The organism is Vibrio sp. K4 (genome assembly GCF_051122595.1).
Classification (GTDB): domain Bacteria; phylum Pseudomonadota; class Gammaproteobacteria; order Enterobacterales; family Vibrionaceae; genus Vibrio; species Vibrio owensii.
The window spans coordinates 234,596-259,902 of sequence record NZ_CP178578.1 but is presented as its reverse complement, the minus strand read 5'-3'; the positions used below and the strand labels follow the sequence as shown (position 1 = coordinate 259,902).

Below are 25,307 nucleotides of genomic sequence, written 5' to 3'. Positions count from 1 at the left end.
GTAGTCTTCCCCTTTAGTCGTTTTTGGAAAACAGAAAATATAACTCGTATGAATCTAATGAAATCAAGTATCGCTCTGTTGATCACATCGGTTTTGATTCCCGTTCAAGCGGAAAATCTTAACGATGCTCAAGCAGTGCAGAGTAAAACTAACCAAGCGTCTGCAGTAAGCCAGAAGCGTATCGATGCAAGTGCAGAGAAGTCTTTGTCACTAGAAGCTGAAATTGAACAGTTGAATGAAGAAGTCAGCAACTTGAAGATTTATCGCGACCACCTTTCAAACCTTGTTGATAGCCAAAACGAGGAAGTGGCAAGCTTGAATGAGCAAATTGAGCAGATCGCTCAAACTCGTCAAGGTGTGGTCCCGCTTATGTATCACATGTTGGATGGTCTAAAGACTATCGTTGCGAATGATAAACCGATCCGCAAAGCGCAACGTGAGGAGCGTATTGCTAAGCTTGATGCCATGATGACTCGAGCAGATGTCGCGGATGCTGAGAAGTTCCGTCGTATTCTAGAAGCGTACCAAATCGAAATGGACTACGGCACTAAGATTGGTATCTACCAAGGCAAGATTGCATTGGAAGGTAACGACCAAGTTGAGGCTGATATTCTTTACTTAGGCCGTGTGTCGCTAGTTGCTCGTAGCCTATCTGGTGAGCAGTTCTGGAGCTGGTCACAACAACAGAACGCATGGCAGTCCGTTGGTTCAGAACAAAAATCTGAACTCGATAAAGCGTTTGCCATGGCAAATAAACAGATCGCACCAAGCATGCTAACTCTGCCAGTGTCTCTAAACGTAGCGGAGGGCAAATAAATGATGAAGAAATGGCTATCGGTTGCATTGATTTCTACTGCTGCGCTTTTACCGCATACGACGTTTGCAAGTGACACTCTGCTGCAAAAAGCACAACAAGAAAATCGCCAACAGCAATCCCATAATGTGGCTCGTGAATCTGGTTTTAACAAAACTCAGCAAGAGCTACAGGCAATGAAAAACAAGCTTGTAGCAGAACGTGCGGCGCTACAAGCAGAAGCTGACACGCTTGGTGTTACTTTTAGTGAAAACGAAGCGGAACTGGCTCAACTAGAAGAAAAGCTACGTCTAGAAACTGGCAGCTTGGGTGAGCTATTTGGTGTTGTTCGTCAAAACGCAAAAGAGCTGGAAGCAGAACTTAAGCATTCCGTTACTGGTGTAGACGCAAACTCATATCAGCAAAATATCGATGATATCGTTGCGGCGAAATCCCTGCCTACTCTGCCTCAGCTTCAAGCGATGTGGCGCAGTATGGAAGAACAAGTAAAAGCAAGTGGTGAAATGGCGAAAGTGTCATTCACTCTGCTTGATGGTGAAGGTCGTGAACAAACGATCAACGGTGTTCGCCTTGGCTCAATGGCGCTATTGGATGACGCTGGTTACGTTAAGTGGAACGGTCAACGCGGCGATGCGATGAGCTACCTCCGTCAACCAGAAAATGGACCAACAGCAAGCTCGTTGAACTCGGGTGAAATCGATTCTTTAGTGATTGACCCATCACGCGGCATCTTGCTTGAGCAATTGGCAAATTCTCCGACAATGGCGGATCGCCTGAATGCAGGTGGTGTCGTTGGTCAGATCATTCTTGGCTTGTTAGCGGTTGGTTTGATCATCGCGTTGGTTCGTGGTGTGTCATTGATGATCGCTCGTCAAAAAATCGCCAAACAGTTAAAGAACCCAACTCAACCAGAAGACAACCCGCTTGGTCGCATTCTTGCTGTGTACCAAAAAGACAAACATCGTAGCGTTGAAGCATTAGAACTTCGCTTATTAGAAGCGGTAGTTGACGAGCAGACTCACCTTGAGAAGGGGTTGTCGATGCTGAAACTGCTTGCTGCTCTAGCACCGATGCTTGGTCTATTAGGTACGGTAACAGGCATGATCGAAACGTTCCAAGTGATCACTCAGTTTGGTAATGGCGATCCAAAAGTCATGGCAGGCGGTATCTCTATGGCGCTAGTTACAACTGTTCTTGGCCTCGTTGCGGCAATGCCATTGCTTCTTGCTCATAACGTCTTGAGCTCTCAAGCAGAGAACATTCGCAATATTCTTGAAAAGCAAGGTATTGGTCTTGTAGCGGAACAAGCCGAGCGCGATATGCCAAAAGGCAAAAACAACCCTAACACGACAGCGGAGAACGCAGCGTAATGGAGCAGATCCTACTCAACACATTGGGTTTGATCAGTGAGGATTGGGCCTCAACCTTGATGAGCTTTATGCAGCAAGGTGGCCAAATCCTATGGTGGCTAGCAGCCGTTGTAGCGGTGTGTTGGTTACTGGTTATGGAGCGTGTACTTTACCTGACAATGGAGTTTCCGAAGGTGAAGAAACAGCTTTGTGAGCAGTGGCTAGCAAGACCTGACCACCACTCTTGGTACGCGCATCAAATCCGCGAAGGATGGATTGCAAAAGCACACATTGAACTGCGCCAAAACCTATCAACCATTAAAGTACTCGTGGCGATTTGCCCGATGTTAGGTTTGCTAGGTACGGTGACTGGCATGATCACAGTTTTCGATGTGATGGCCACACAAGGCAGTAGCAATCCAAAATTGATGGCTTCAGGCATTTCACTTGCAACACTGCCAACTATGGCAGGTATGGTTGCGGCACTTGCAGGCATGTTTGTCCATGCGCGTTTGAGCAAAGTGTGTGAGCGTAAAGCCCTCCAGTTAGAACAATCTTTAAGGAGTCAGAAGTGAGACTCGGACGTAGAAATAATCAACAAGATGAAGCGCAAATCGATCTAACATCGATGCTGGATATCGTGTTCATCATGCTGATCTTCTTCATTGTGACCAGTTCATTTGTACGTGAGTCAGGTGTAGAAGTTAACCGACCACAAGCATCGAATGTGGTTAGCCAAAAAGACGCAGGCATTTTTATTGCGGTGACAGCAGCGAACGATGTGTACATCGATAAACGTTTGGTGGATATCGAACGTGTAGAGGCGACCATTGAGCACTTGTTACTTGAGCAACCAGAGGCATCACTTGTCATTCAAGCGGATGAACATGCGTACAACGGAACGGTGGTGAAGGTGATGGATGCGGCGAAAGGTGCTGGTGTGAAGAACATCGCATTGGCAGCGGAGAAACCTTAATGGGCAGGCTACTACTCGCGCTACCAGCGTCAATTTTGATTGCGGTGAGCTTGTTTAGCTTTATGGCGTGGATGGTCGATAAAGGCAATCAACGCGCACCTCAACCGTCAGAGGCGGTGCGCTTTGACATGGTGATGGTCGAGAATGATGCTGATGTTCAACGTCGTCAACGTTCTGTTCCTGAACAGCCAGAACCACCAAAAGCACCAGAACCGATGGATTTGTCTCAAGCGGAAACCCAAGTAGAGCCGATGAGCCAAGTGACGCCAATCAGCGCATTGGGTTTGAACACTGCGCTAGATGGCATTGCGATCAGTGCACCTAACTTAAAAGGCACGATGGGCAACCAGCAAGCATTGCCTCTGTACCGCGTTGATCCTCGTTATCCAAGCAAAGCATTGAAACGTAAAATGGAAGGTTACGTAGTGATGCGTTTTACCATTGACGCGACAGGCCGCCCTAAAGACATTGAAGTGATTGACGCTAAGCCAAAACGTATCTTCGAAAAAGAAGCGATTCGAGCGCTTAAGAAATGGAAATATCAACCGAAAGTTGAAGATGGTGTCTCAATTGAGCAGTTCGGACAAACCGCTAAAGTGGAGTTCAAGTTAGCCAAATGATGAAGCAATTCTTAATCGGTGCGGTATTAAGCCTAAGTGCTTTTACCACCGTCGCGAATGAACTGAGTCAATACACGGCGACTCGTGTTCAACGCGCTCATAACCTAGCGCAAGAAGAAAAGCTGCAAGAAGCTATTTCAACTCTTGAAGGCCTCGATTTATCTCGTGGTTACGATCAAGCGTTTGTGGCGCGAATGCTAGGTATTTTCTACTGGCAGAATGAGCAAGTTAAGCCTGCAATTAAACAGCTAGAGATTGCGGTAAACAGTGGTCTTCTGGAAGATGAGCAAGCTTGGCAAACGCGCAAAATGTTGGCTGATATGTTGCTCAATGAACAGCAGTTCTCTAAAGCCTTGCCACATTACTACGACTTGAGTAAATCGGTTCCAGAGAGCCAAAAGGCGCATGAAATTTGGCTGCGTATTGCACAGTCTCATTACCAGTTAAGTCAGTGGAATAAAGTTCTTTCTGCAATGGCTCGTTATGAGAAATATGGCCAGCCAGACGAAATGGCACCACTGTCCATCAAGCTATCTGCAGAGCTAGAGCTGAAAAAGTGGCAGCCTGCGATTGGCACGATCAAACGCTTGATTGCGATCGAGCCAGAGCGTGTGGAATGGTGGCGTCAGCTTGTTGCTCTGTATCTACGTGTCGATGATGATAAGCGTGCTCTTGATGCTTTGGCTCTTGCGAAGCTGAAAGGCGTAGAGTTGAACCAAGATGACCTCAAACTTCTTGCTCAGCTGTATGGCAAGCGCGGTATTCCAGAGCGTGCAGCAAAAGTGTTGGGTGAGTTAAATGAAGTTAACTCAGACAGCAAGCTTAAAGCGCAGCAAGCTACGTACTGGCAAATGGCGAAAGAGTGGGATAAGTCGATAGCGAGTTGGCGCGTAGCCGCGAAGCTGGATCGCCAATACTATTGGAACTTGTCTCAGTTGCTTGTCCAAGAAGGGCACTACAAAGATGCTCTGATTGCATTGGATAAAGTCTCGGGTCGCAAAGCGGATGTGGCATTGGTTAAGACTCGTGCCTACTACAAGCTGAAACGCATTGAAGACGCTCTTGCCAACGCAAAACGCGCCAATGAGATTGAGCCCTCAACTCAAGCTGAGAGTTGGGTGAAATACCTATCTCAGTTGCGTAAAGTGAAAGCGAGCCAGAACAGCTAAGTCCATGTGACAATAGACCATATATTAATGATCGAAAGACCCGGGTTATATCTCGGGTCTTTTTGTTTGTAAATATTGAGTCTGGTTCGATCTCTTTTAAATATCATAACGTTATATTACAGCTATCCAGCGATAAGACTGGAACGTCAGCTTTTGTTAATAAGGATAATACAATGATTCTCGATTTCGACATCTGGCTATGGTGCCCGCTAATTTTGGCGATAGCAGCGGCTTTTCTCCGTCATACTGGAGTCGCACTCGTATTGCTTGGCATCACCTTGCTTGGTGGCTTTATTCTTGGCCGTCTTGAGCTTATCGCCTTGGTCAGCTCTTTGTTTGTGCTTGGCGTGTCATACCGAATTCCCTGTCTCGCTTCAAGGCTAAAAGCGCAGCCAAAAACGAAACCCATTTTCTATTTGGGGTGGGGAATCGTGATGGTTTGGTGTGTCTTGTTGTTTGTCCATCTGATCCCGGGATTCAATAATCTGCAAGTGCTCGACAAGGTATCCGCAGGGCCGTTAAGTGCTCCATTCTCTATGTACCTTAACTTAGACAAGCCGCTTGCCTTCTTTGCACTCTTACTGGCTTATCCGATTTTGCTAGGTGGTGAGTCAAAGGTAAGAGTCAAACCGGCATTGCTGGTGATGATTCCTTTGCTCTTATTGTTGCCTATTGCGTCAGCACTTGGAGCCTTAAAACCAGAATTGAGTTTGCCATCTTGGTGGTGGTTATTTGCTTTAAACAACTTAGTCCTGACTTGTGTGGCAGAAGAAGCGCTATTTCGTGGATTTATACAACAGTCGCTATCCCGCCGCTTTGACTGGCGAGTCGGCTTGGTAGTAGCGAGTCTTTTATTTGGTTTGGCTCATTTTGCTGGTGGCCCACTATTAATGGTATTTGCCGCGCTTGCAGGGGTTGGGTACGGTTTGGTCTTCCATTTTACTGGCCGTTTATGGTGCGCTGTGCTTGCTCACTTCGTGTTTAATTTCTGTCACTTGGTTTTCTTTACTTATCCCATTCTCGCTCGATAACGCCCCTCTTATTTGCTCCCGTCAGTATCGACGGGAGCAATGCTTTTTGACCAAACGTAAACAATGTAAATTAAATGCCAATACGAATGATTATCACCTAAATTACTCCCTCATTTACTGGTGATGATTGTTTTCTATGTTGCTCAAAAGCAAAGGCGTCCAGACTTGGGCACGCCGTCTGCATATTTACATTTCTATGGCTCTTTTATTGGTGACGCTGTTTTTTGCGGTAACTGGTATTACGTTGAACCGACCAGAACTGTTTGAGCGCAGTGAACCCATCATTCAGCAACACACACTCACAGTTCCTTCCGAGCAACTATTTGCGAATGAAGGAAGCTTCCAACCCGATCGTTCTGCCCTGTTGAGTTTCTTAACACAAGAAACAGACCTACGAGGCACACCATCAGCACTCGATGTGTATACCGAGGTTGAGGATGGTGAATTGATGATTGGTGAACTCTCTTTAGATTTCAAAGGCCCAGGCTACAACGCCACCGTTTTCGTCGATATGACGACGGGTGAAGCTGAAGTTGAAACCACTAACTATGGTGTGATTGCACTACTTAATGACCTGCATAAAGGACGCAATAGTGGTGATACATGGAAATGGTTTATCGACGTAACAGCCCTGCTAATGGTGTTTTTTGTGCTGACCGGTGTGTGTTTGCTGCTTCCAAAGAAAAAGACTTTTAGAACATCAATGCAGTGGATGAGTTTTGGCACTGCGTTATCACTCGTTATTTATTATTTCGCTGTGCCATAACAGCCTATTCAGAGAAAAAACCAATGTTGAACATGGGCCAAATTTTTCGCCGTCACCCGTTTAGTAAAGCCGCATTGATCGCGGCTTTATCTCCTTTGCCGCTTATGGCCGCTCCCTTTCCAGATAATGCCAAAGTCGACTTTGAGTTTGAGTTACCAAAGATTGATACCTCGATGTACGCAAGACCTTATGTCGCAGTATGGATCGAAGATGAAAAGCGTAAACCAGTCAAAACCATTCAGCTTTGGGTAGGCAAAGATGAGTGGTTGAAAGATCTTCGCAGCTGGTGGCGCAAAGTGGGTCGTTACGATCGCGAATTGGTCGATGCCGTAACCTCAGCCACTCGACCTGCAGGCCAATACCGATTCGTTTGGGATGGCACTAATGATGATGGTCAACGACTCGAACAGGGCAATTACACCCTACATGTAGAAGTCGTACGTGAACACGGTGGCCGTAATTACCTACGTCAAAAAATGCAGTTAGCGGACAGTGAAGTTCGCTACCAAATAAAACCAACGGAAGAGACGGGCGTCATTACCGTCAATTACCAAGTTAAGTGATAGAGAAGGAATAACAATGAAAACCAAAATGAAAGCGGTGGCATTAGCAAGTGTAATGGCAATGGGGTTAGCGGCCGCGACAACAGCACAAGCGCACCCTCGTTGGGTTCTCCCTTCTCACTTTACGGTATCAAAAGAAGGCGGTGATTGGTTAACGTTCGATGTGACAGCGTCTCACGGTACGTTTGTATTCGATAAGCCAGCAGGTAGCGAGCAAGCGTTCGTGATCATGCCAGATGGTCGTTCTGAGCGTCCAAACTTTGTCGTACGCGGTAAGCGTCGTTCAATGTTCGATTTCTTCTTTGTTGAAGAGGGCACGCACAAAGTGGCTATCAACAACCAACCTAGCTACTACACCCAGTACAAAGCTGGCCGTCGTGACACGGTTAAGTGGGCGAAAGCGAGCAAAGCAGATCGCGCAAGTGTGATTCCTGAAAAAGCACGTGATGTCGTTACCCAACTTAGCTACACACGTGCAGAGAGCTATGTAACGGTTGGTATGCCAACAGAAAAGGCGCTAGAGATTGAAGGTAAGCTGTTAGAAATGAAGCCGATTACGCACCCTTCAGACATTATTGAAGGTGAAGAAGTGACATTCCAATTCTTCTTTAACGGCGAGCCTCAGCAAGGTGTCACGGCGGAAATTACGCGTGAAGGTACTCTGTATCGCAACCACCAAGAGCAAATCGATGTGGTCAGTGATAAGGATGGAAAAATCACTTTTACTCCAGATGTAGCGGGCCGCTACCTAATGAAAGCAAACTACAAGGGTGAGCTGAAAAACGATCCACTTGCAGACAAAGCAAGCATGAACGTTCACCTAACGTTTGAAACTCAACTTAACTAATCAAAATTTGGCTCAGCCCTTCGCTGAGCCAATTTGGATGCATCATGAAAAACGTTTCTATTCTTAAAACCTCAGTGTTGGTTGCTGGTTTTATCTCTTCTCAAGCGTTCGCGCACTTTCCATTGATGAGTTGCCATTTAGAGCAAGACAAAGTGATTTGCGAGGCGGGTTACTCAGATGGTTCTACCGCTGTGGATTACGACGTTGAAATGTACGATTACGACGACAACTTGATCGCCAAAGTAACGACAGATAAACGCTCCATTGCTGAATTCACTCATCCTCAAACCGACTTTTATTTGGTTTTCGATGCGGGGCATGAAAACCCAGTAGAAGTGGATATCGTTGAGTTAAAAGAGAAATGATTACCCAGAAGATCAGACCGGATAACGGTAGTCGAGAAGGTAAATGGGTTGCTCTAACCATCGCAGGTATTCTTGCGGTCTCCACGATTTTGCTGCCTCACCATCAAGCTGAGACAGAACATACCGAAGTGCTAGCTCATCAAGTTCTCATCACTGACCTTGAACAAGAAGAACTTGCGATGATTGCCGAGCTAAAGTTGGCACATGAAGAGATTCGAGACCTTCATCTAGATGCTGGCGAGTGGCCTGCCGTCAGCGAATTGGAAGAGTTTTGGGTTGCCCCATTTGTGCAAGACCAAAGTTGGCAGCGCAAAGGCTCTCATCAATGGCAACGCTTAGATGCAGGGATTTATCTCGGTGTAAGGCAAGATGAAAAAGGCGCGGCTTCCATGCTTCTCGATAGTCGTAATGAACACGCTGACATTTGGTTTATTCAATCCACAACAAAGGCGTCTGATTTGTCTCTTGTAGAAATAAGCGAACGTCAGAAGCAAGGTTGGCAACAAATTGTTCTTGTCCCTGCTACTTCTTCAAATGCTCACGCCCATTAAGCTCAATTTTAACGATAACAACTATGATGAAACGATCTTTTCTACGTCGAATTATAACGGCTAGTGCATTGCTGGCAGTAGCTTCATCGAGCTTTGCAGCAGATAAGCTCAATATTGGTATTACGCTCCAACCATACTACAGCTATGTAAAAGCGGTGGTCGGTGATAAAGCAGAAATTCTACCGCTGGTGGATGCAGGTTTTAACCCTCATAACTATTTACCTCAACCTAATGATCTAAAGCGTTTGAAGCAAATGGATGTGATTGTGGTCAATGGTATCGGCCACGATGATTTTGCTCTTAAAGTGATTCAAGCTTCACAACGTGACGATCTTGTGGTGATAGAGGCGAACAAAGAAGTACCGCTGTTGCCTGCGATGGGGCAATCAGTCGGTAAAGGCGCAGTGAACCCGCATACGTTTGTTGGCTTATCTACCACGATTCAAAAGGTTTACACGATTGCGAGTGAGCTAAGCAAACTCGACCCAGACAATGCTGCGTATTACCGCAAGAATGCTCGCTCTTACGCAAAAACATTCCGCCTTTTGAAGCGTGATGCCATGTTGTCTTTAGGGCAACTTGATACAGCAGGTATGAAGGTCGCTACTACGCACAATGCTTATGGTTACATCTTGCAGGAATTCGGCGTTGACGTCGCAGCCGTTATCGAACCTGCTCATGGTGTAGAGCCAAGCGCAAGCCAGTTACAAGAAACCATCGAGAAGATTCGTCAATCTGGTATTGATGTGTTGTTTTACGAATTAAACATGCCAAATCGTTTTGTCGATACGATCGAAGAAGCGACCGGTGTTCAGCTTTACCGTTTTTCTCACATGACTCATGGCGAATACGAAGCTAATAAGGTTGAAGTCGAAATGCGTGAGAACGTCGCAACTCTGATTGAAGCGATGAAGTTCGTTGCGAGCAAGCACGAACAGGAGAAAGCTTGATGTTAGGGCCTTCTATTTCTCTCGATGGGGTAAGCCTTCAATATGGTGACAACCTGATTCTGCAAGACATTCAAACCCAATTTGAAGCTGGCCAATGTCACGTCATCATGGGGCCTAACGGTGGTGGGAAGACCTCTCTTTTACGCTCTGTTTTGGGCTTAACCCCATTTACTGGTGATATTTCTGTCCATTGGCCAGACAGCGAACATGCAGCGAAAATTGGCTATGTACCACAAAAAGCCATGTTTGAAGCCAGTCTGCCTCTCACGGTTATGGATTTCGTATTGCTTAACCAAACCAGAGTGCCGCTGTTTTGGCGACGTAAAACCAAGCAAACTCAACAAGCGCTTGCTCAACTAGATCGCGTTGGTATGGCTTCACGTAGTGACCGACGAATGGGACAGTTATCGGGTGGTGAACAGCAGCGTGTTTTGTTCGCTCAAGCGTTATTAGACGAACCTAGTCTGCTTGTTTTAGATGAGCCAACGACGGGCATGGATGAGCAAGGTGTTCGTTACCTTGAAAGCTTAATTCATGAAGTTGTTGGGGAAGGTAAAACCGTGCTTGCTGTGCATCATGATGTGACAGCTGTACGTCGTTTGGATGCTCAGATCCATGTTGTGAATCGTCAAATTGTGGCGTCAGGGCACCATTCAGAAGTATTGAGTCCAGAACGTATCGAATCGTTGTTTAAGCACTACACAGCAAAAGTGGAGGCGGCGTAATGGATTGGTTAAGAGAGCTCGCTTTGCATGGTGTGGAAGCGGGTTGGTTAAGCGACAGTTTTGCTTACGCGTTTATGGTCAACGCGATAGTGGCTGCACTCATTCTTGGTCCCTTGCTGGGTGGTTTAGGCACGCTAGTTATTGCTAAGCGTTTAGCGTTCTTTTCAGAGGCCGTCGGCCATGCAGCATTAACGGGTATTGCAATTGGTGTACTGCTTGGTGAGCCACCAGAAAACCCATTCATTGGATTATTTAGCTTCTGCATGATCTTCGCACTGCTGCTGCATTTTGTGCGAAATCGAACCAATGTTCCTTACGATACATTAGTTGGTGTATTTCTAGCGCTGGCACTGGCGGTCGGTGCAGCCTTGCTGATGTACGTGGCACGCAAGATCAACATCCACATGCTAGAGAATGTTCTATTTGGTTCAATTCTGACGGTAACAGACAGAGACATTACGATTCTGGCCGTGAGTTGCTTGATCATTTTATTGCTTTTGATCCCGACATTTAACCGCATATTACTGACTTGCATCAGCCCTGATATCGCGCGTGTTCGTGGATTCAATACCAGCTTCTACGATTACTTGTTCGTCATGATGATCACACTAGTCACCATTGCCGCGGTGAAGATAATCGGTGCCGTATTAGTAGGGGCATTATTGCTGATTCCTGGTGCAACAGCCCGCCTTCTTACTAAGAGAATGGGGAGCTTTGTGTTGCTCTCATCATTGTTGGCGACCATCGCGTGCTTGGTTGGCACCGTCTTGCCGATGGAGTTGGAACTCCCTGTGCCATCTGGCGCGTCGATCATCATTGTTTCGGCAACCTTCTTCTTAACTGCAACCATGTATCGCATTGTGCGCAAAGCTTAAATCTGGATATTCGAATATGAACACGAAAAAAATAATTATGGGATTGAGCTTGGCAATAGCGAGTACAGCAGCGCCGTTTGCTTTTGCCAAAGACATCGTTACGAGCACTCCTGTGACCTACATGTTGGCTCAGCAGTTGATGCAAGGTACGGACATCGAGACGACTTACTTGCCGCCTAAACGTTATGGGATTGAGCGTTTGGTGAATTGGTTTGCAAGTAAAGGAACTGAACAAGTTACCACAGCAGGCAAGAATGCAACGGTAGCGATCACGCTAGGTGCTGTTTGGCATCAAGACCCTACTTTTGTGTATGCGCGTCAGGGAAATGTGCGCTTGATAGAGATTGATGCCTCTCAAGCGATTTCACCGAGAGCACAAGGGGTTGCGGCATTGACGTTGGATAATGGTGAGACGTCGAAATACGCATGGATGAATCCGAGTAACTTGATTCGAATGGCAGCGATTGTTGGTGAAGATTTACAAAAGGTATACCCTCAACATCAAGCTCAGATTGAAAAGAACCAGCAAGCCTTGATGCTGGACGTACGGGAACTGATTAATCAACAACAAGAAGTAATTTTCGAAAAAGAGATCGATTCGGTGGTATTGTTGGGCGAGTCGTTAGAAGATTTTGCATCAGGAAACCAACTGTTTGTGGTCGATCGCCAATTCAAACCAGAATTGGAATGGTCAGAGGCAGAGAAACTATCTTTAAAAGCTCAATTTGAGGAAGATGAAACTCTGTGGCTGATCACTGATAAACGCCCGTCAAAAACGTTAACTTCATTAGTTTCACAGGATCGCATACTGCAAATTGATGTTATTGACCGATGGGGCAGTAAAGGTATCAAAACTGAGAAGCCACTCGCACGCTGGCAGTTGTAACACGCAAAACACCACACAAATTATGAAGGGAACTGAAAAGTTCCCTTTTTTTATGGGATCAAGATCAAAAATTAACCACAAATAACACCAGTTGCATAAGAAAGTATTTGTTTCATTTATATTTCATTACTACTTTGTTATCTGTTCGTTGCGATTGATGCATTTTATTTTGCTGTCGGGGCGAACCAGTACAAACAACTATATGGATGTTAACAATGAAAATGAAAACTCTAGCCGTTGCAGTGGCGGCACTAGCATGTGGTTCTCAAGCTTTCGCAGCTGAAGTTTACAACAGCGATGGCACATCTCTTTCTATCGGCGGCCACGTTTCTGTGGGCGTGGGTGAGTATTTTGAAGACGAAGTAAAGGTTCACCAAGTATCTCCTCGTATTAACATCGGTGGTAAAAAAGACATCGGTAACGGCGTAACTATCGATGCTAAAGGTGAATGGGCACTGAACTACCTTAATGGTGGCGATACTTCATTCAAAACACGTCTAGGTTACATTGGTGCTACTCACGAGCAGTACGGCCGTGTTGTTGCTGGTACACAGTGGGCTCCATACTATGACGTAGCAGGCGTTGCGGATTTACCAATCGCGTTTGCCAATGACTTCTTATATGACAACCAAGGTAACCTAGGTACTGCACGTGCAGATAAAATGCTTAGCTACCGCAAAGGTTTCGAGTTTGGTGAAGGTTTTGGTCTGAATGTTGGCTTGGGCTGGCAAGGTGAACAAACTTCTAATGCAACAACTTATGAGCAACGTGGTCAAATCGCGCTTAGCACAGAGCTGGCTGGCTTTGGTCTAGGTTACGTATACAGTGGTGGTGACGTTAAGAACGCGACTCTTGGTACAAAGTCTGCTGAATCACACGTGTTCTCTGCTAACTACGGTAAATACGGCTCTGGCATCTACGCAGCAGTTGTTTACGGTATGAACGATTACTTCTACGATATGTTAGAAGAAACAACTCAGCTTGAAGGTCTATTGGCTTACGGCGTTAACGATTGGACGTTCAGTATTAACTACGAAGGTGTAGAAAACGATAAAGATAGCAAAACAATCACTAGCGAAACGGCTCTACAAGCTGAGTACGCAGTGACGCCATCTTTCTACACGTTTGCTGCTTACCAGTTTGATCTAGGTAACGACTACAACAACGAAGAGAACGACTACTGGACTCTAGGTGCTCGTTACTACTTCTAATAAATAGGACAGTTTCTACTGCCTAAACACATTTATTGTGTTAACGCCTACTCGCTGTGAGTAGGCGTTTTTCTTTCTGTTTAGCTCACCTGAGTTACATCATCGAGTATCTAGATTGCAAAATGCCCGCGTAAAAGCGGGCATTGTTTTCGGTGGACTCATAATGAATGACGACTAAAGCTTATTTGGTCTCCAACAGATCTAGGAAGAAAGCGTACTCAAGCGCGTCTTCTTTTAATCGTTTGAATCGACCAGAAGCGCCACCGTGGCCTGCTTCCATATCGGTTTTGAACAACAAGACATTATCATCGGTTTTCATTTCACGAAGTTTGGCTACCCACTTCATTGGCTCAAAGTACTGAACTTGTGAGTCATGCAAACCCGTTGTCACTAACATGTTCGGATAATTCTGAGCTTTCACGTTGTCGTACGGTGAGTAACTCAGCATGTAGTCATAGTAGGTTTTGTCATTTGGATTGCCCCACTCATCGTATTCGTTGGTGGTTAGAGGAATTGATTCATCCAACATGGTCGTTACGACATCAACAAACGGAACGTGCGCGCCAATACCACGGTAGAGCTCTGGTGCTTGGTTGATAATAGCGCCCATCAGTAGGCCGCCTGCAGAGCCACCAACAGCAAACACTTTATCTTTGGCACCGTAGCCTTCTTCAACAAGTCCTTTGGTTACGTCGATGAAGTCATTGAAGGTGTTTTGCTTAGTCAGCTTTTTGCCATCTTCATACCAAGGACGCCCAAGCATTTCTGAACCACGAATATGCGCGATTGCGTACACGAATCCGCGATCAAGTAAGCTCAAACGAGTTGAACGGAATGTTGGCTCGATAGTGGAGCCGTATGAGCCGTAACCGTACTGGTAGATTGGGTTAGTGCCATCTTTCTTGAATAGGTCTTTGCGATAAACCAATGAAACTGGCACTTGTTTACCATCACGAGCAGTCACCATGATTCGCTCTGACTGGTAGTTATCGGCATCAAAATCACCCAGCACTGGTGTTTGTTTCATGATTTCAGATTCACCTGTATTTAGGTCGAAATCGTAGTAAGTCCCCGGTGTCGTCAGGCTGCTGTAGTAGATGCGAACTTTTGAATTGTCTAGCTCAAGGTTGCCCGTGAGGTAAGCAGCAAAAGCAGTGTCATTGAACTCGAGTGGAAACTCTTTGCCTGTTGATAATTGACGAACCTTCACGGTCGACAGGCCATTCGTACGCTGCTCATAAACAAGGTGATCGTCAAACAAGTCGAAATCTACTAGCTGAGAATTGTCGTTAGCAGGAATGACATCGACCCATTTAGAGCGGTCATGCATCTCTTCAGCTTTCACTTTCATCAAACGGAAGTTTACTGCTTGATAGTTGGTGTAGATGTAGTACCAATCACCTAATTTAGCGATGCTGTACTCAATACCAGTCTCTCTAGGGTAGAAAGCTTCGGCTTTGGCGTTCGGGTTGTTAGCATCAATCACAGACACGCCGCTTGTCTCTGTGCTTGAGTGCCAAATGTAAACTTGCTCACCGTCTTTACTCTTACTCAAGAAGGTGTAGTAAGCGCTGTCGGTTTCTTCGTAGATTAGCTCATCGCTTGTTTGAGGCGTGCCCAATACATGGCGGTAAACCTGATAACCTAGAAGTGTTTGCGGGTCTTTCTTGATGTAGTAGAAAGCTTGGTTGTCGTTTTGCCACGCAATCGCACTTGATGCACCTTCAATTTCATCTTTTAGATATTCACCCGTCGTGAGGTCTTTGATCTTGATGGTGTAAATACGGCGACTCAGGGTATCTTCGCCATAAGCCAACAAGTTTTCATTTGGGCTGATCGTTAAGCCGCCAATACTGAAAAACTCATGTTCTTTTGCCAGCTCGTTAACATCTAAGATGACTTGCTTATCTTTACCTGCAAAGTCTTTTGCACGCAGATGTACTTCGTATTCGTTGTCGCCTGTCACTTCATTTGAGTAGTAGTAACTGCCTTTTCGAACGGGTACTGAATTGTCATCTTTCGCAATACGCCCTTTGATCTCTTCAAAAAGCTGTTCTTGTAGTGCTTCGGTGTGTTTTAAAACAGTTTCTGCGTACTGATTCTCTTGCTTAAGGTGTTGCAAGATTTCTGGATCTTGACGCTCATCATCACGCATCCAGTAGTAATTATCGATTCGTGTATCACCATGAATATTCATTGCATGAGGGACTTTTTTTGCAACGGGTGCTTGGGTTTGTTGAGCAACGAGTTGCGATTGGGAGTAATGGTTCATGGTTGGTAATCCTTGATTGCTGCATCCGGCGACTAGCGCGACCGATACGGCCAACGTGGTTAAAGTGAAACGCATCTGTGTATCCTTATTGTGTACTCTTCTCGTGTTTTTTCGCCATTCATTTATCTTGCGAGTAAAAGTACGTTTGTGTTCTTCCAGTGAATGTATTTATATCGAATGGCAAACGAATAATTTCTGTATAAGCAACTGTTCTTTTTAGCAAAGATTGGATGGGATGTTAAATGCAATTGCTGGTGGATGAGAGCTAAAGGGTAAGATGTGTGCAACAAAAAAGGGACACACTTTTCAGCATGTCCCTTTTGGGTGATGAGCGTCAGATTTTAGATCGCCAATGGCATTTCGTTTGAGTGGTCGTGCTTGCGATTAACCCAACGCAGACCAAGCATGGCGATGATCGACATTGCCATCATCAAACAACCTAGCGGCATTTGGTCTTGTGCCGGGAAGAACGAAGCCAACAGCGTCGCGATACCCGCACCTAGGTTTTGCATACCACCCAAAATCGCACCGCCAGTGCCCGCGTGGTATGGGAACGGTGAAAGTGCCCCTGTTGTTGCCGCTGGGAACAAAATGCCCGCACCCAAGAAGTAAATAGTTGCACCGCCAATCAGAGTCAACGCCGTTGTTAGACCAAACAGACCCGGAATCAATACCACTGCTGAGCCAACTAAGATAGCGACTAGACCAACGTTTAGAGCACGGCGCTCAGAGCGGCGTTGTGCGATGTAGCTAGATAAGCCTGCGCCGACTAAGTAACCCGGAATCGGCAAGACAAACAGTAAGCTTACTGTGGTTGCTGGTAAACCAAGCACGCCGCCTAGTAGTACACCTGCTGCTGCTTCAAATACTGCAACACCTGCGAATGTAGCAACCAACACCAATAAGAAGCCTTGGAAGCGTTTGTCTGAAAGCACGAACTTGTAGCTCTTTGCCACAGATTCATGTTTGCGGCGCTCTTTCGGCAAGGTTTCCATCATGCTTGTCATCATGGTAATGACCACCGCGATACCAAATAGTGCAAGAAACAGGTAACTTGAACGCCAACCGAAAGCTTCTGTCAGGTAACCACCCAATACTGGCGCGATCAATGGTGAGAAAATCACACACATGCTGATCAAGCTGTTCGCACGGTGCAGTTCTGCACCTTCAAAGCAGTCACGAGTCAGTGTACGAGACATAGCACCGCCACAACCGATACCCAAACCTTGGATAAAGCTACCTGCTAGGAACCATTCGTACTCATGAGCAAATAGTGCCACCAAAGTACCAAGAATGTAGATGATCAAACCAGCAATGATGATCGGCTTACGACCAAGACGATCAGAAAGCGTACCGTACACGAACTGCGATAGACCATAAGGGATCAGGTAACATGCCATCACAGCTTGAAGTGAAGACGCTGATACCAAGAACTCACCCGCCATATGACCGATAGAAGGCACGTACATCGTTTGAGTCATTTGACCTACGGCAGTCAGAATTGCGATTAAAAAGGTAAGTTTCGCTAATGGAAACGAGGCGGACATTTGCGTATCTCTCCAGAAATTTAAGACGTAAAAAGCCTTAGCGCTCCATGTAGGAGAGCCAAATAAACAAAGTGATTAGGGAATCTAGGCGCGAGATATTAGAGCTTGAGTGCTGACTTAGCAATTAAAAAGTGTGAAGTTGAGCAAGATAAAAATCTATGATTTGGATTAGAAAATCTAATCTATTTTTGTTGGGTGTTGAAAACGAAAAAGGGAGCCGAAGCTCCCCTTGAAATTCTGTGTTCATTGAGAACAACTTTCGTTATTCACGACCTGAAGCGTAGGCGTAAAGCAACTCAAGTGCGATAGTCGCACCAGCCAAGGCCGTTACATCGCTGTGGTCGTATGGAGGAGAGACTTCCACTACGTCCATACCTACGATGTTCATGCCAGCGAAACCACGAATGATCTTCAGAATTTTATCTGAGTTCAGACCACCACAAACTGGTGTACCTGTACCCGGTGCAAATGCTGGGTCCAGACAGTCGATGTCAAAAGTGACATACACAGGCTTATCCGCAACCGTGCGACGAATCTCTGCCAGAATCTCTTCTACCGACATGTCGTTCGCTTGCATCGCGTTGATCACATTGAAGCCGTGATCTTGTTGGTCATATTCAGTACGAATACCAATTTGGACTGAGTTCTTCGCAGAAATCAGACCTTCTTTTGGCGCATGGTAGAACATAGTACCGTGGTCGTAAGAACTGCCGTTCGCGTATGTGTCAGTGTGCGCATCGAAGTGAATCAGTGCCATTTGACCATGGTGTTTTGCGTATGCACGTAGGATTGGTAGCGTGATGAAGTGATCACCACCTAAGCCTAGCATTGTCTTACCGCTCTTTAGAATCTCACTTGTTGCCGCTTCTAGGCGGTATGTGAAATCTTCAGCATCACCACAATCGAACACAAGGTCACCTGCGTCGATCACTTTCAATTTATCAAATACGTTGAAGTCCCAAGGGAACTTCTTGCCTTCCCAAGCAAGGTTTACTGACGCACGACGGATCGCATCTGGACCCATACGCGCACCAGGACGACCAGAAGTCGCCATGTCCAGAGGAACCCCTAGCACTACAACGTCTGCGTCTGCCGATACTGGATTTTTGATATACGGTCGACGTAGAAACGACATAGAGTTGGAGTAAAGCGAATAATCGGTTTTAGTAAACAAATCATTCATATCAGAAGTCCTCTAAATAGGTGTAGCCTGCCAAACCTTGTTCTAGTTCAGCTAGGATTTGTTCTTGTTCACTGGCTTCAACACGTGCTGAAACCAATTGTTTGTAATTGTCACGAATCGCATCTACGTCGATGTGAACGTAGCGCATCATGTCTTCTACGCTATCACCTTCGTTGATGTAGCTGATCTCAAATTGACCTTCTTCATCAACATTGACTACTGCACTGTGGGTGTCACCAAATAGGTTGTGCATGTCACCAAGGATTTCTTGGTATGCGCCTACTAGGAAGAAGCCCATTAGGTACGGTTTGTCGTTGCTCCATGCTGGTACTGGTAGTGTGCTCTCAATGCCTTGGCCATCAACGTAATGGTCAATTGCGCCATCGGAGTCACAAGTGATGTCCAACATCACCGCACGACGCTCTTCCACATCACCAAGACCAGAAAGTGGCAGAACAGGGAATACCTGATCAATACCCCATGCATCTGGCAGGGATTGGAAAAGAGAGAAGTTCACGAAGAACTTGTCTGCAAGACGTTCGCTCAACTCATCCAAAATAGGACGGTGGAAACGGTTCTTAGTACTCATTTGACGACTTAGCTCGAAGTAAATACGCAGTGACAGTTGCTCTGCCCACGCACGTTGTTCAAGGTTCAGTACGCCTGTAGCGAATTGTGAGTGCACCTCAGCCAAATCGCTTTGGGTATCGTTGTAAATTTCAATTAATGCACGCGCATCCGTACCATCTTGCAGGTTCTCCCAATTTCGCCACATGTTTTGTAGCAAGAATGGAGCTTCTGCAGCTGGCTCGAACACTTCTTCCGGTTGGTATGTTTCAGTACCAATAACGTTAGAGATAAGCACAGCGTGATGTGCAGTCAATGAGCGACCCGATTCAGAGATGATCACTGGCATCGGTTGTTCGTACTGCTGACACACATCACCGACGGTATTTACGATGTTGCGCGCATATTCTGCAAGGCCGTAGTTCATCGAGTTCGAAGATTGGCTACGTGTGCCGTCGTAGTCTACTGCTAAACCGCCGCCAACATCGAAGTAATCAATGTTTGCACCCATGGCACGTAATTCACAGTAGAAACGTGCTGATTCGTTTACACCATTACGCACGTCACGGATGTTTGCCATCTGTGAGCCAAGGTGGAAGTGAACCAACTGCATGGTGTCCAGTTTGTCTTCGCGTTTTAGACGCTCAATCACGCTCAATACTTGAGACGCAGATAGGCCGAACTTCGATTTTTCACCGCCGCTTGCTTGCCATTTACCCGCACCTTGAGATGCAAGGCGGATACGCAAGCCAAGACGTGGTGTTACGCCCAAGCTTTTTGCTTCTTCAAGTACTAGATCAAGCTCAGATAGCTTCTCTAGTACGATAAATACTTTGTGACCTAGCTTTTCACCGATCAGTGCAAGACGCACGTATTCACGGTCTTTGTAGCCATTACACACGATCACGGAGCTGCCTTGTTGAGCTAGTGCAAGTACTGCCAATAGCTCTGGCTTACTGCCTGCTTCAAGACCCAGCTGTTTATTTTCTAGCTGTGCTTGGCTTGCTAAGATCTCATCAACCACTTCACGCTGTTGGTTTACTTTAATTGGGTACACCAACAGGTATTTGTTTGGATATTGGTATTCTTCAATTGCTTGGTTGAAAGCTTGGCAAATGCCATGCACGCGTTGGTGTACGATTTGTGGGAAGCGCACTAACACAGGCAGATTTAACTGCTTAGCTTCTAGTTCATTTACAATCGCACTGAAAGGGATTTGGTGTGCACGGTCACTACGAGGAGATACGTATACCTCGCCTTGGTCATCAATTCCGTAGAAGCCTTGGCTCCAGTAGTGAACGTTGTAGTCCGCGCGGATGCGGTCTAATTTAGTTGCTTTTTCCAACTCGATTCTCACAAAAATGTATTTAAGCCCTCATTGGAAATAGAGGAGAAAATACAAAAAAGCAAATCATGAGGCGCTAACCTCATACCCTGACACGAACTCCGTGTGCGCGCATTAACGGATAAAACCCAACCAGAGTCTAATGATTAAAATTTGTGCTTTCGATTAACAACTGTTGTTGATGGTTGGTGTAAACATTTATTTAACAGACTGTCCATTCTGCTGTTATAGTTGGTCTGACCAGTAAGGGATTGGTCGACAAAAAATAAGAACAAAGACTCAACAAAACAAGGACATGTTTTGCAGCTGCACAGAATTCAGGGATACATCCAAACCATGTATCTCGCCGAGTATCCAGACAAATTGATGCTGCTTGATGGCGCAAGTCGAGCGGATATTCCTCACCTCAAAGATTTTATCGAGCACCAGCTCAATCGTCCATTCACAGACCTAACACTGGTTGTCGTTACTCACATGCACCCAGACCATGCTGGTGCGGCGCACAAACTAAGAGACTTGACGGGCTGCAAGCTATTGGCAGCCAAACGAGATACACATTGGTATGGCGGTTTTGATGGTTGGCTGATGCATCTAACGGATTTGATTTTGGCGCGTTGGATGGCGAACCGAATGCGCAAACCCAAGCGCAACTTATGGTATTCGCGAAAACTAAAGCCAGATATTGAGCTGGTGGATGGAGAGATGATTCCCGGTTTTGCTGATTGGAAGATATTGGAAACACCGGGGCATACCGACAGGGATTTATCGGTTTATCACGCCGAACAGAGTGTGTTGTACGTAGCGGATTTAATGGTGCAGGTGAAAAGCCATTTGATCGCGCCATTTCCTATCTTTCATCCCAACCAATATCGCAGTTCGTTAAAACGCGTTTTTGAGATGAAACCAAGCTGTTTATTGGCGGCACATGGGGGAGAGGTTGAGTTTGATGAAGACGCGTATCAACACATCATCAATACCGCACCGGTTAGACCCATTACGCATTGGCGAGTAACGAAGATAAAACTGAAAGGATTAATGCGTTCTGTTCTGAAAAGGAAGAACGATAGACAGGAGAAGGGCAGCTAGAAAATCAGAGAAGAGCCAGATGAGCGACCACTGAGTTCGCTCATCTGAAGCTACGGGGATTATGGAGCCAATAAGTGAGATTGGCTCGGGTCTACCAGAACTTTGTCTGCCATACCCTGACGACCTAACAACATCATGTAAGTCATCTTTTCACGGTTAGTTAGCGTGATGTCGATTGGCCACTCTTGGTCGCCCATGCGTAGCATCGTTGTGATCACGCAGCGGTGTTCGAAAGTACCGTTTGATGATTTCACTTTGCGGTTCGCCTTCAGTGGAGCTTTACAGCGAACGACTTGCTCTAAGTGGTAAACATCTGGGTGTAGATCGAACTCTACGTATGACTGACCGTCTTGTTCAGTGCACTCTAGGTTATCTACGTGCAGAGAAGAAGTCTGTGCGCCTGTATCAATGCGCGCTTCAAGGTGAGTAATCCCTAACTCAGGTAAGCAAATTGCTTCGGCGTTCCCAATGATCATTTTCTGATTCATAGTGTCATCCTAGCGATGAGTTAAAAGAGAGCCCTTTATCAGGCTCTCACTCAAACAATTATCAGCCTTTACCGCGAGTACGGTTAGCGTTTGGTTTTGCGTTCTTCTCGATGAAGTCGAAGATCATGCCTGCAACGTCTTTTTCAGTTGCTGATTCGATACCTTCAAGGCCTGGAGAAGAGTTCACTTCCATTACCACTGGGCCGTTCTTCGATTGAAGAATATCAACACCACATAGGTTTAGACCCATCACTTTCGCTGCGTTGATTGCAGTTGCGCGCTCTTCTTTGCTCAGTTTTACAAGCTGAGCAGAACCACCGCGGTGAAGGTTAGAGCGAAACTCGCCTTCTTTTGCTTGGCGTTTCATTGCTGCGATAACTTTGTTACCCACTACGAAACAACGGATGTCTGCGCCGTTTGCTTCTTCAATGAACTCTTGCACCATGATGTTTGCTTTAAGGCCCATGAATGCTTCGATAACACTTTCTGCTGCTTTCGTAGTCTCAGCAAGAACAACACCGATACCTTGAGTACCTTCAAGTAGCTTGATAACCAATGGTGCGCCGCCAACGTTTTTGATCACGTCCTGAATGTTGTCAGGGTGGTGAGCAAAACCTGTGCGAGGTAGACCAATGCCTTTACGTGATAGCAGCTGCATAGAGCGTAGCTTGTCACGAGAGCGGCTGATTGCTACTGACTCGTTCACACAGAATGTGCCCATCATTTCAAACTGACGTACAACTGCTGTACCGTAGAAAGTGATAGATGCACCGATGCGTGGAATAACCGCGTCGTACTTTGGCAATTCTTCACCCATGTAACGGATCTTAGGGTTGTTACTCGTAATATCCATATAACAGTGCAGAGTATCGATAACATCAACTTGATGTCCGCGCTCTTCACCCGCCTGCTTTAGGCGCATGGTTGAATATAGATTCTCATTACGAGAAAGAATAGCAATACGCATGGCAATTCCTTAGTAAGTCAGTACCAAATTAAAAATGTAAGTATAGAGTATAGTGAGTGGGTGTAATTGATGTGACAGAATCCACTCTCTTCAGCGACTTAGAATTGTGGTTGGACAACCACGTCGTCAGAGGTGCGAACCTTAGGGCGTTTTCTCAGTAGATGAAAACGAAAAAATATCGTCGATACGACAAAAATAATTTATCGAACTCTCACGCCTTGCTGCATGCGACTGTCAAGGGAATGAAAAAGAAAAATGAGTCAAAATTTCATCAATTTACTATGGCATAAATAACAAAAAAGCGGCCATTCAGCCGCTTTTTGTTATTGAACTAAGTAATGACTTAGGAAGAGTTCAGCCGTTTGGGTGGCTAAAACCCTAGATTCTTCCAAGGTTAGCGAAGCTCGCATCCCCATCAATTGTGGCCAGAATGCACTGCCTTTAATTAAGTTGTGCAATTGAATGCTTGCCACGTCCACATCATCAACCTTCAATGTGTTTTTTTCTGATTGCTGAGTGAGCCAACGGTACAAGGCCGTTTCTTGCTTCGACATGTGTTCCGCTTGTTCTTTGAGATCTTCCGGCTTAAACAAGAAATGTCCGAAAGCCACTTTCGCCAGTTCAATATAATCAGGTGCGGTTACCACGATAATTTCGCTGTACAACAATTCGACCAGTTGATCTTTGAGAGGGAGTGTTGGTAAACGTTCAATGTCGCTATCCATCATTGAAGAACGCCATAGTTCCGTTAGTAACTCTGTCACGATCGCTTCTTTAGAAGGGAAGTGGTTGTAGACCGTGCGCTTAGAGACTTGCGCGATAGCAGAGAGCTTATCCATGCTGGTGTTTTGCACCCCAAACTCTTGGAACGCTTGCTTTGCTGCGCACAGGATGGCTTCTCTTTTGGTCTCACTGCGACCTTTTCTTTTTACATTCATAAACTTGCCGAGTTAAGAAGATCATTTCTGGATCTATTTTACACTAAGTAGTTTACTTTTGATAATTAGAATGTAAACTGCACCGTGTAGTTTACTTTTGTTCGGGTTAACTTTTTATGAAAAAAACTTTGCTAGCCACAGTAGGAGCGTTCGCGATGGGTACATCAATGATTTCTTGTTCTAATGTTGATACTGAAAAAGCGCCAACATACCCGGACAAATTTGCAAACACAGAGTTGGAATACAAAAGCAGCTTGGGTGACATGTTCGGCATCATGAAAGCCTACTTTACGACTGAGCGCCTCAATCCAACGCCAACGATTGAAATTCCGGTTCATGCAATGACGGCGAATCAACTGTTAGAAGAGCAAGATGACGTTATCTACCGCTTAGGTCACTCAAGCGTATTAATGAAGCTTGATGGCAAACTGGTGATGACTGATCCTGTATTCAGTGATCGCGCGTCTCCTGTGCAATGGGCTGGGCCAAAACGTTTTCACCAAACACCAATCACGCTAGAAGATTTACCAAGTATCGATGTGGTGGTGATCAGCCATGACCATTACGATCACCTAGATAAAGCTTCTATTAAAGTGCTAGGCGATAAAGTGGGCACTTTCTTGGTGCCGTTAAAAGTCGGTCAGTTGCTGGTGAACTGGGGCGTGCCTAAGGAGAAAGTGATCGAGCTAGATTGGTGGGAGTCACATTCTGTCGACGGCATTGAATATACACTGACTCCGACTCAGCATTTCTCTGGTCGAGGTTTGACAGACCGCGATACGACACTGTGGGGCAGTTGGGTTATTAATGCACAGCAACACAAAGTGTTCTTCAGTGGTGACTCTGGTTACTTCAATGGCTTTAAAGAGATTGGCGAAAAGTACGGTCCGTTTGATTTCACTATGATTGAAACCGGCGCATACAATGAACTTTGGTCAGACATTCACATGTTCCCTGAGCAAAGTGTTCAAGCACACATTGATGTGCAGGGTAAAGTGATGATGCCGATTCACAACAGTACGTTTGATCTGTCTATGCACGATTGGAATGAACCGATGCAACGCGCGTTAGACATTAGTGAAGAGCGCGGTGTAACGTTAGTGGGCCCTGAGATTGGTCAACGCTTGGCGATTGCGGAGCCTCAGCCTGCTAAGGCATGGTGGCAATAATGGCTGAGCTAAACAGCCAAAAGAATAGTTAAGTCACTTATTAGTAG

26 protein-coding genes are annotated in these 25,307 nt (G+C 45.8%); 19 read left to right on the top strand and 7 right to left on the bottom strand.

Annotation, left to right across the window (positions count from 1 at the left end):
* The first annotated feature begins 48 nt into the window (after window positions 1-48).
* The 17 genes from ACLIIY_RS18630 (at window position 49) to ACLIIY_RS18550 (ending at window position 13,698) form a co-directional block, all read left to right on the top strand.
* Entirely contained in the window at window positions 49-816 is a 768-nt protein-coding gene (locus ACLIIY_RS18630; protein ID WP_038896585.1) for a DUF3450 domain-containing protein, read from the top strand.
* Window positions 817-2,184 carry a MotA/TolQ/ExbB proton channel family protein gene (locus ACLIIY_RS18625; protein ID WP_434529085.1) on the top strand — a complete coding sequence of 456 codons (1,368 nt, stop codon included), beginning with the start codon at window positions 817-819 and terminating at the stop codon, window positions 2,182-2,184. It begins immediately after the preceding gene.
* On the top strand, window positions 2,184-2,738 hold the full coding sequence (locus tag ACLIIY_RS18620; RefSeq protein ID WP_038896582.1) for a MotA/TolQ/ExbB proton channel family protein: 555 nt from the start codon (window positions 2,184-2,186) through the stop codon (window positions 2,736-2,738). The genes ACLIIY_RS18625 and ACLIIY_RS18620 overlap by 1 nt, the downstream gene beginning before the upstream one ends.
* Window positions 2,735-3,139, top strand: coding sequence for an ExbD/TolR family protein (locus ACLIIY_RS18615; protein ID WP_005438299.1), 405 nt, complete (start codon window positions 2,735-2,737; stop codon window positions 3,137-3,139). Before ACLIIY_RS18620 ends, ACLIIY_RS18615 begins: the two co-directional genes overlap by 4 nt.
* On the top strand, window positions 3,139-3,759 hold the full coding sequence (locus tag ACLIIY_RS18610; RefSeq protein ID WP_005438297.1) for an energy transducer TonB: 621 nt from the start codon (window positions 3,139-3,141) through the stop codon (window positions 3,757-3,759). Before ACLIIY_RS18615 ends, ACLIIY_RS18610 begins: the two co-directional genes overlap by 1 nt.
* Window positions 3,756-4,928, top strand: coding sequence for a tetratricopeptide repeat protein (locus ACLIIY_RS18605; RefSeq protein WP_045413515.1), 1,173 nt, complete (start codon window positions 3,756-3,758; stop codon window positions 4,926-4,928). The genes ACLIIY_RS18610 and ACLIIY_RS18605 overlap by 4 nt, the downstream gene beginning before the upstream one ends.
* 173 nt (window positions 4,929-5,101) lie before the next feature.
* On the top strand, window positions 5,102-5,959 hold the full coding sequence (locus ACLIIY_RS18600) for a lysostaphin resistance A-like protein (protein WP_434529084.1): 858 nt from the start codon (window positions 5,102-5,104) through the stop codon (window positions 5,957-5,959).
* A 136-nt stretch (window positions 5,960-6,095) separates the two neighbouring features.
* Window positions 6,096-6,725, top strand: coding sequence for a PepSY-associated TM helix domain-containing protein (locus ACLIIY_RS18595; RefSeq protein WP_434529083.1), 630 nt, complete (start codon window positions 6,096-6,098; stop codon window positions 6,723-6,725).
* A 23-nt stretch (window positions 6,726-6,748) separates the two neighbouring features.
* Window positions 6,749-7,288 carry a DUF2271 domain-containing protein gene (locus tag ACLIIY_RS18590; RefSeq protein ID WP_434529082.1) on the top strand — a complete coding sequence of 180 codons (540 nt, stop codon included), beginning with the start codon at window positions 6,749-6,751 and terminating at the stop codon, window positions 7,286-7,288.
* A 16-nt stretch (window positions 7,289-7,304) separates the two neighbouring features.
* Window positions 7,305-8,135 (top strand): DUF4198 domain-containing protein, encoded by an 831-nt coding sequence (locus ACLIIY_RS18585; protein ID WP_045413509.1) that lies wholly within the window; start codon window positions 7,305-7,307, stop codon window positions 8,133-8,135.
* A gap of 44 nt (window positions 8,136-8,179) precedes the next feature.
* Window positions 8,180-8,500 (top strand): hypothetical protein, encoded by a 321-nt coding sequence (locus ACLIIY_RS18580; protein WP_005438283.1) that lies wholly within the window; start codon window positions 8,180-8,182, stop codon window positions 8,498-8,500.
* Complete coding sequence (locus ACLIIY_RS18575) at window positions 8,497-9,051, top strand: DUF6162 family protein (protein WP_054824328.1); 555 nt, start codon at window positions 8,497-8,499, stop codon at window positions 9,049-9,051. The genes ACLIIY_RS18580 and ACLIIY_RS18575 overlap by 4 nt, the downstream gene beginning before the upstream one ends.
* A gap of 23 nt (window positions 9,052-9,074) precedes the next feature.
* Complete coding sequence (locus ACLIIY_RS18570; RefSeq protein ID WP_045479996.1) at window positions 9,075-10,001, top strand: metal ABC transporter solute-binding protein, Zn/Mn family; 927 nt, start codon at window positions 9,075-9,077, stop codon at window positions 9,999-10,001.
* Window positions 10,001-10,726 (top strand): metal ABC transporter ATP-binding protein, encoded by a 726-nt coding sequence (locus ACLIIY_RS18565; protein WP_434529081.1) that lies wholly within the window; start codon window positions 10,001-10,003, stop codon window positions 10,724-10,726. The genes ACLIIY_RS18570 and ACLIIY_RS18565 overlap by 1 nt, the downstream gene beginning before the upstream one ends.
* Complete coding sequence (locus ACLIIY_RS18560; protein WP_045413497.1) at window positions 10,726-11,601, top strand: metal ABC transporter permease; 876 nt, start codon at window positions 10,726-10,728, stop codon at window positions 11,599-11,601. The genes ACLIIY_RS18565 and ACLIIY_RS18560 overlap by 1 nt, the downstream gene beginning before the upstream one ends.
* Before the next feature lie 16 nt (window positions 11,602-11,617).
* A complete protein-coding gene (locus ACLIIY_RS18555) occupies window positions 11,618-12,487 on the top strand; it encodes a metal ABC transporter solute-binding protein, Zn/Mn family (RefSeq protein WP_434529080.1) in 870 nt (289 codons plus the stop codon).
* Window positions 12,488-12,702: 215 nt separating this feature from the next.
* Window positions 12,703-13,698, top strand: coding sequence for a porin (locus ACLIIY_RS18550; RefSeq protein WP_009705124.1), 996 nt, complete (start codon window positions 12,703-12,705; stop codon window positions 13,696-13,698).
* A 181-nt stretch (window positions 13,699-13,879) separates the two neighbouring features.
* On the opposite strand, the gene ACLIIY_RS18545 is transcribed toward ACLIIY_RS18550, so the two are convergent.
* The 4 genes from ACLIIY_RS18545 to speA form a co-directional block, all read right to left on the bottom strand.
* On the bottom strand, window positions 13,880-16,045 hold the full coding sequence (locus ACLIIY_RS18545) for a S9 family peptidase (protein WP_434529079.1): 2,166 nt from the start codon (window positions 16,043-16,045) through the stop codon (window positions 13,880-13,882).
* Between the two features lie 266 nt (window positions 16,046-16,311).
* The gene (emrD, locus tag ACLIIY_RS18540; RefSeq protein WP_009705122.1) at window positions 16,312-17,517 is read right to left on the bottom strand and encodes a multidrug efflux MFS transporter EmrD; all 1,206 of its coding nucleotides are present in this window, start codon (window positions 17,515-17,517) and stop codon (window positions 16,312-16,314) included.
* Between the two features lie 262 nt (window positions 17,518-17,779).
* Window positions 17,780-18,700 carry an agmatinase gene (speB, locus tag ACLIIY_RS18535; RefSeq protein ID WP_005432598.1) on the bottom strand — a complete coding sequence of 307 codons (921 nt, stop codon included), beginning with the start codon at window positions 18,698-18,700 and terminating at the stop codon, window positions 17,780-17,782.
* Between the two features lies 1 nt (window position 18,701).
* Window positions 18,702-20,612: an arginine decarboxylase gene (speA, locus tag ACLIIY_RS18530; RefSeq protein WP_434529078.1), complete on the bottom strand. Its 1,911-nt coding sequence runs from the start codon at window positions 20,610-20,612 to the stop codon at window positions 18,702-18,704.
* A 336-nt stretch (window positions 20,613-20,948) separates the two neighbouring features.
* Here speA and ACLIIY_RS18525 point away from each other — a divergent pair, with 336 nt between their 5' ends.
* Window positions 20,949-21,698: an MBL fold metallo-hydrolase gene (locus tag ACLIIY_RS18525; protein ID WP_434529506.1), complete on the top strand. Its 750-nt coding sequence runs from the start codon at window positions 20,949-20,951 to the stop codon at window positions 21,696-21,698.
* 59 nt (window positions 21,699-21,757) lie between these two features.
* Here ACLIIY_RS18525 and ACLIIY_RS18520 read toward each other — a convergent pair whose 3' ends face one another.
* From ACLIIY_RS18520 to ACLIIY_RS18510, 3 genes are all read right to left on the bottom strand, one after another.
* A complete protein-coding gene (locus ACLIIY_RS18520; RefSeq protein WP_005432588.1) occupies window positions 21,758-22,186 on the bottom strand; it encodes an ATP-dependent zinc protease family protein in 429 nt (142 codons plus the stop codon).
* A 61-nt stretch (window positions 22,187-22,247) separates the two neighbouring features.
* Window positions 22,248-23,153 (bottom strand): 30S ribosomal protein S6--L-glutamate ligase, encoded by a 906-nt coding sequence (rimK, locus tag ACLIIY_RS18515; protein WP_005438260.1) that lies wholly within the window; start codon window positions 23,151-23,153, stop codon window positions 22,248-22,250.
* A 323-nt stretch (window positions 23,154-23,476) separates the two neighbouring features.
* A complete protein-coding gene (locus tag ACLIIY_RS18510; RefSeq protein WP_005438259.1) occupies window positions 23,477-24,091 on the bottom strand; it encodes a TetR/AcrR family transcriptional regulator in 615 nt (204 codons plus the stop codon).
* A 155-nt stretch (window positions 24,092-24,246) separates the two neighbouring features.
* On the opposite strand from ACLIIY_RS18510, the gene ACLIIY_RS18505 reads away from it, so the two are divergent.
* Window positions 24,247-25,260: an MBL fold metallo-hydrolase gene (locus tag ACLIIY_RS18505; protein ID WP_434529505.1), complete on the top strand. Its 1,014-nt coding sequence runs from the start codon at window positions 24,247-24,249 to the stop codon at window positions 25,258-25,260.
* The last annotated feature ends 47 nt before the right edge of the window (window positions 25,261-25,307 follow it).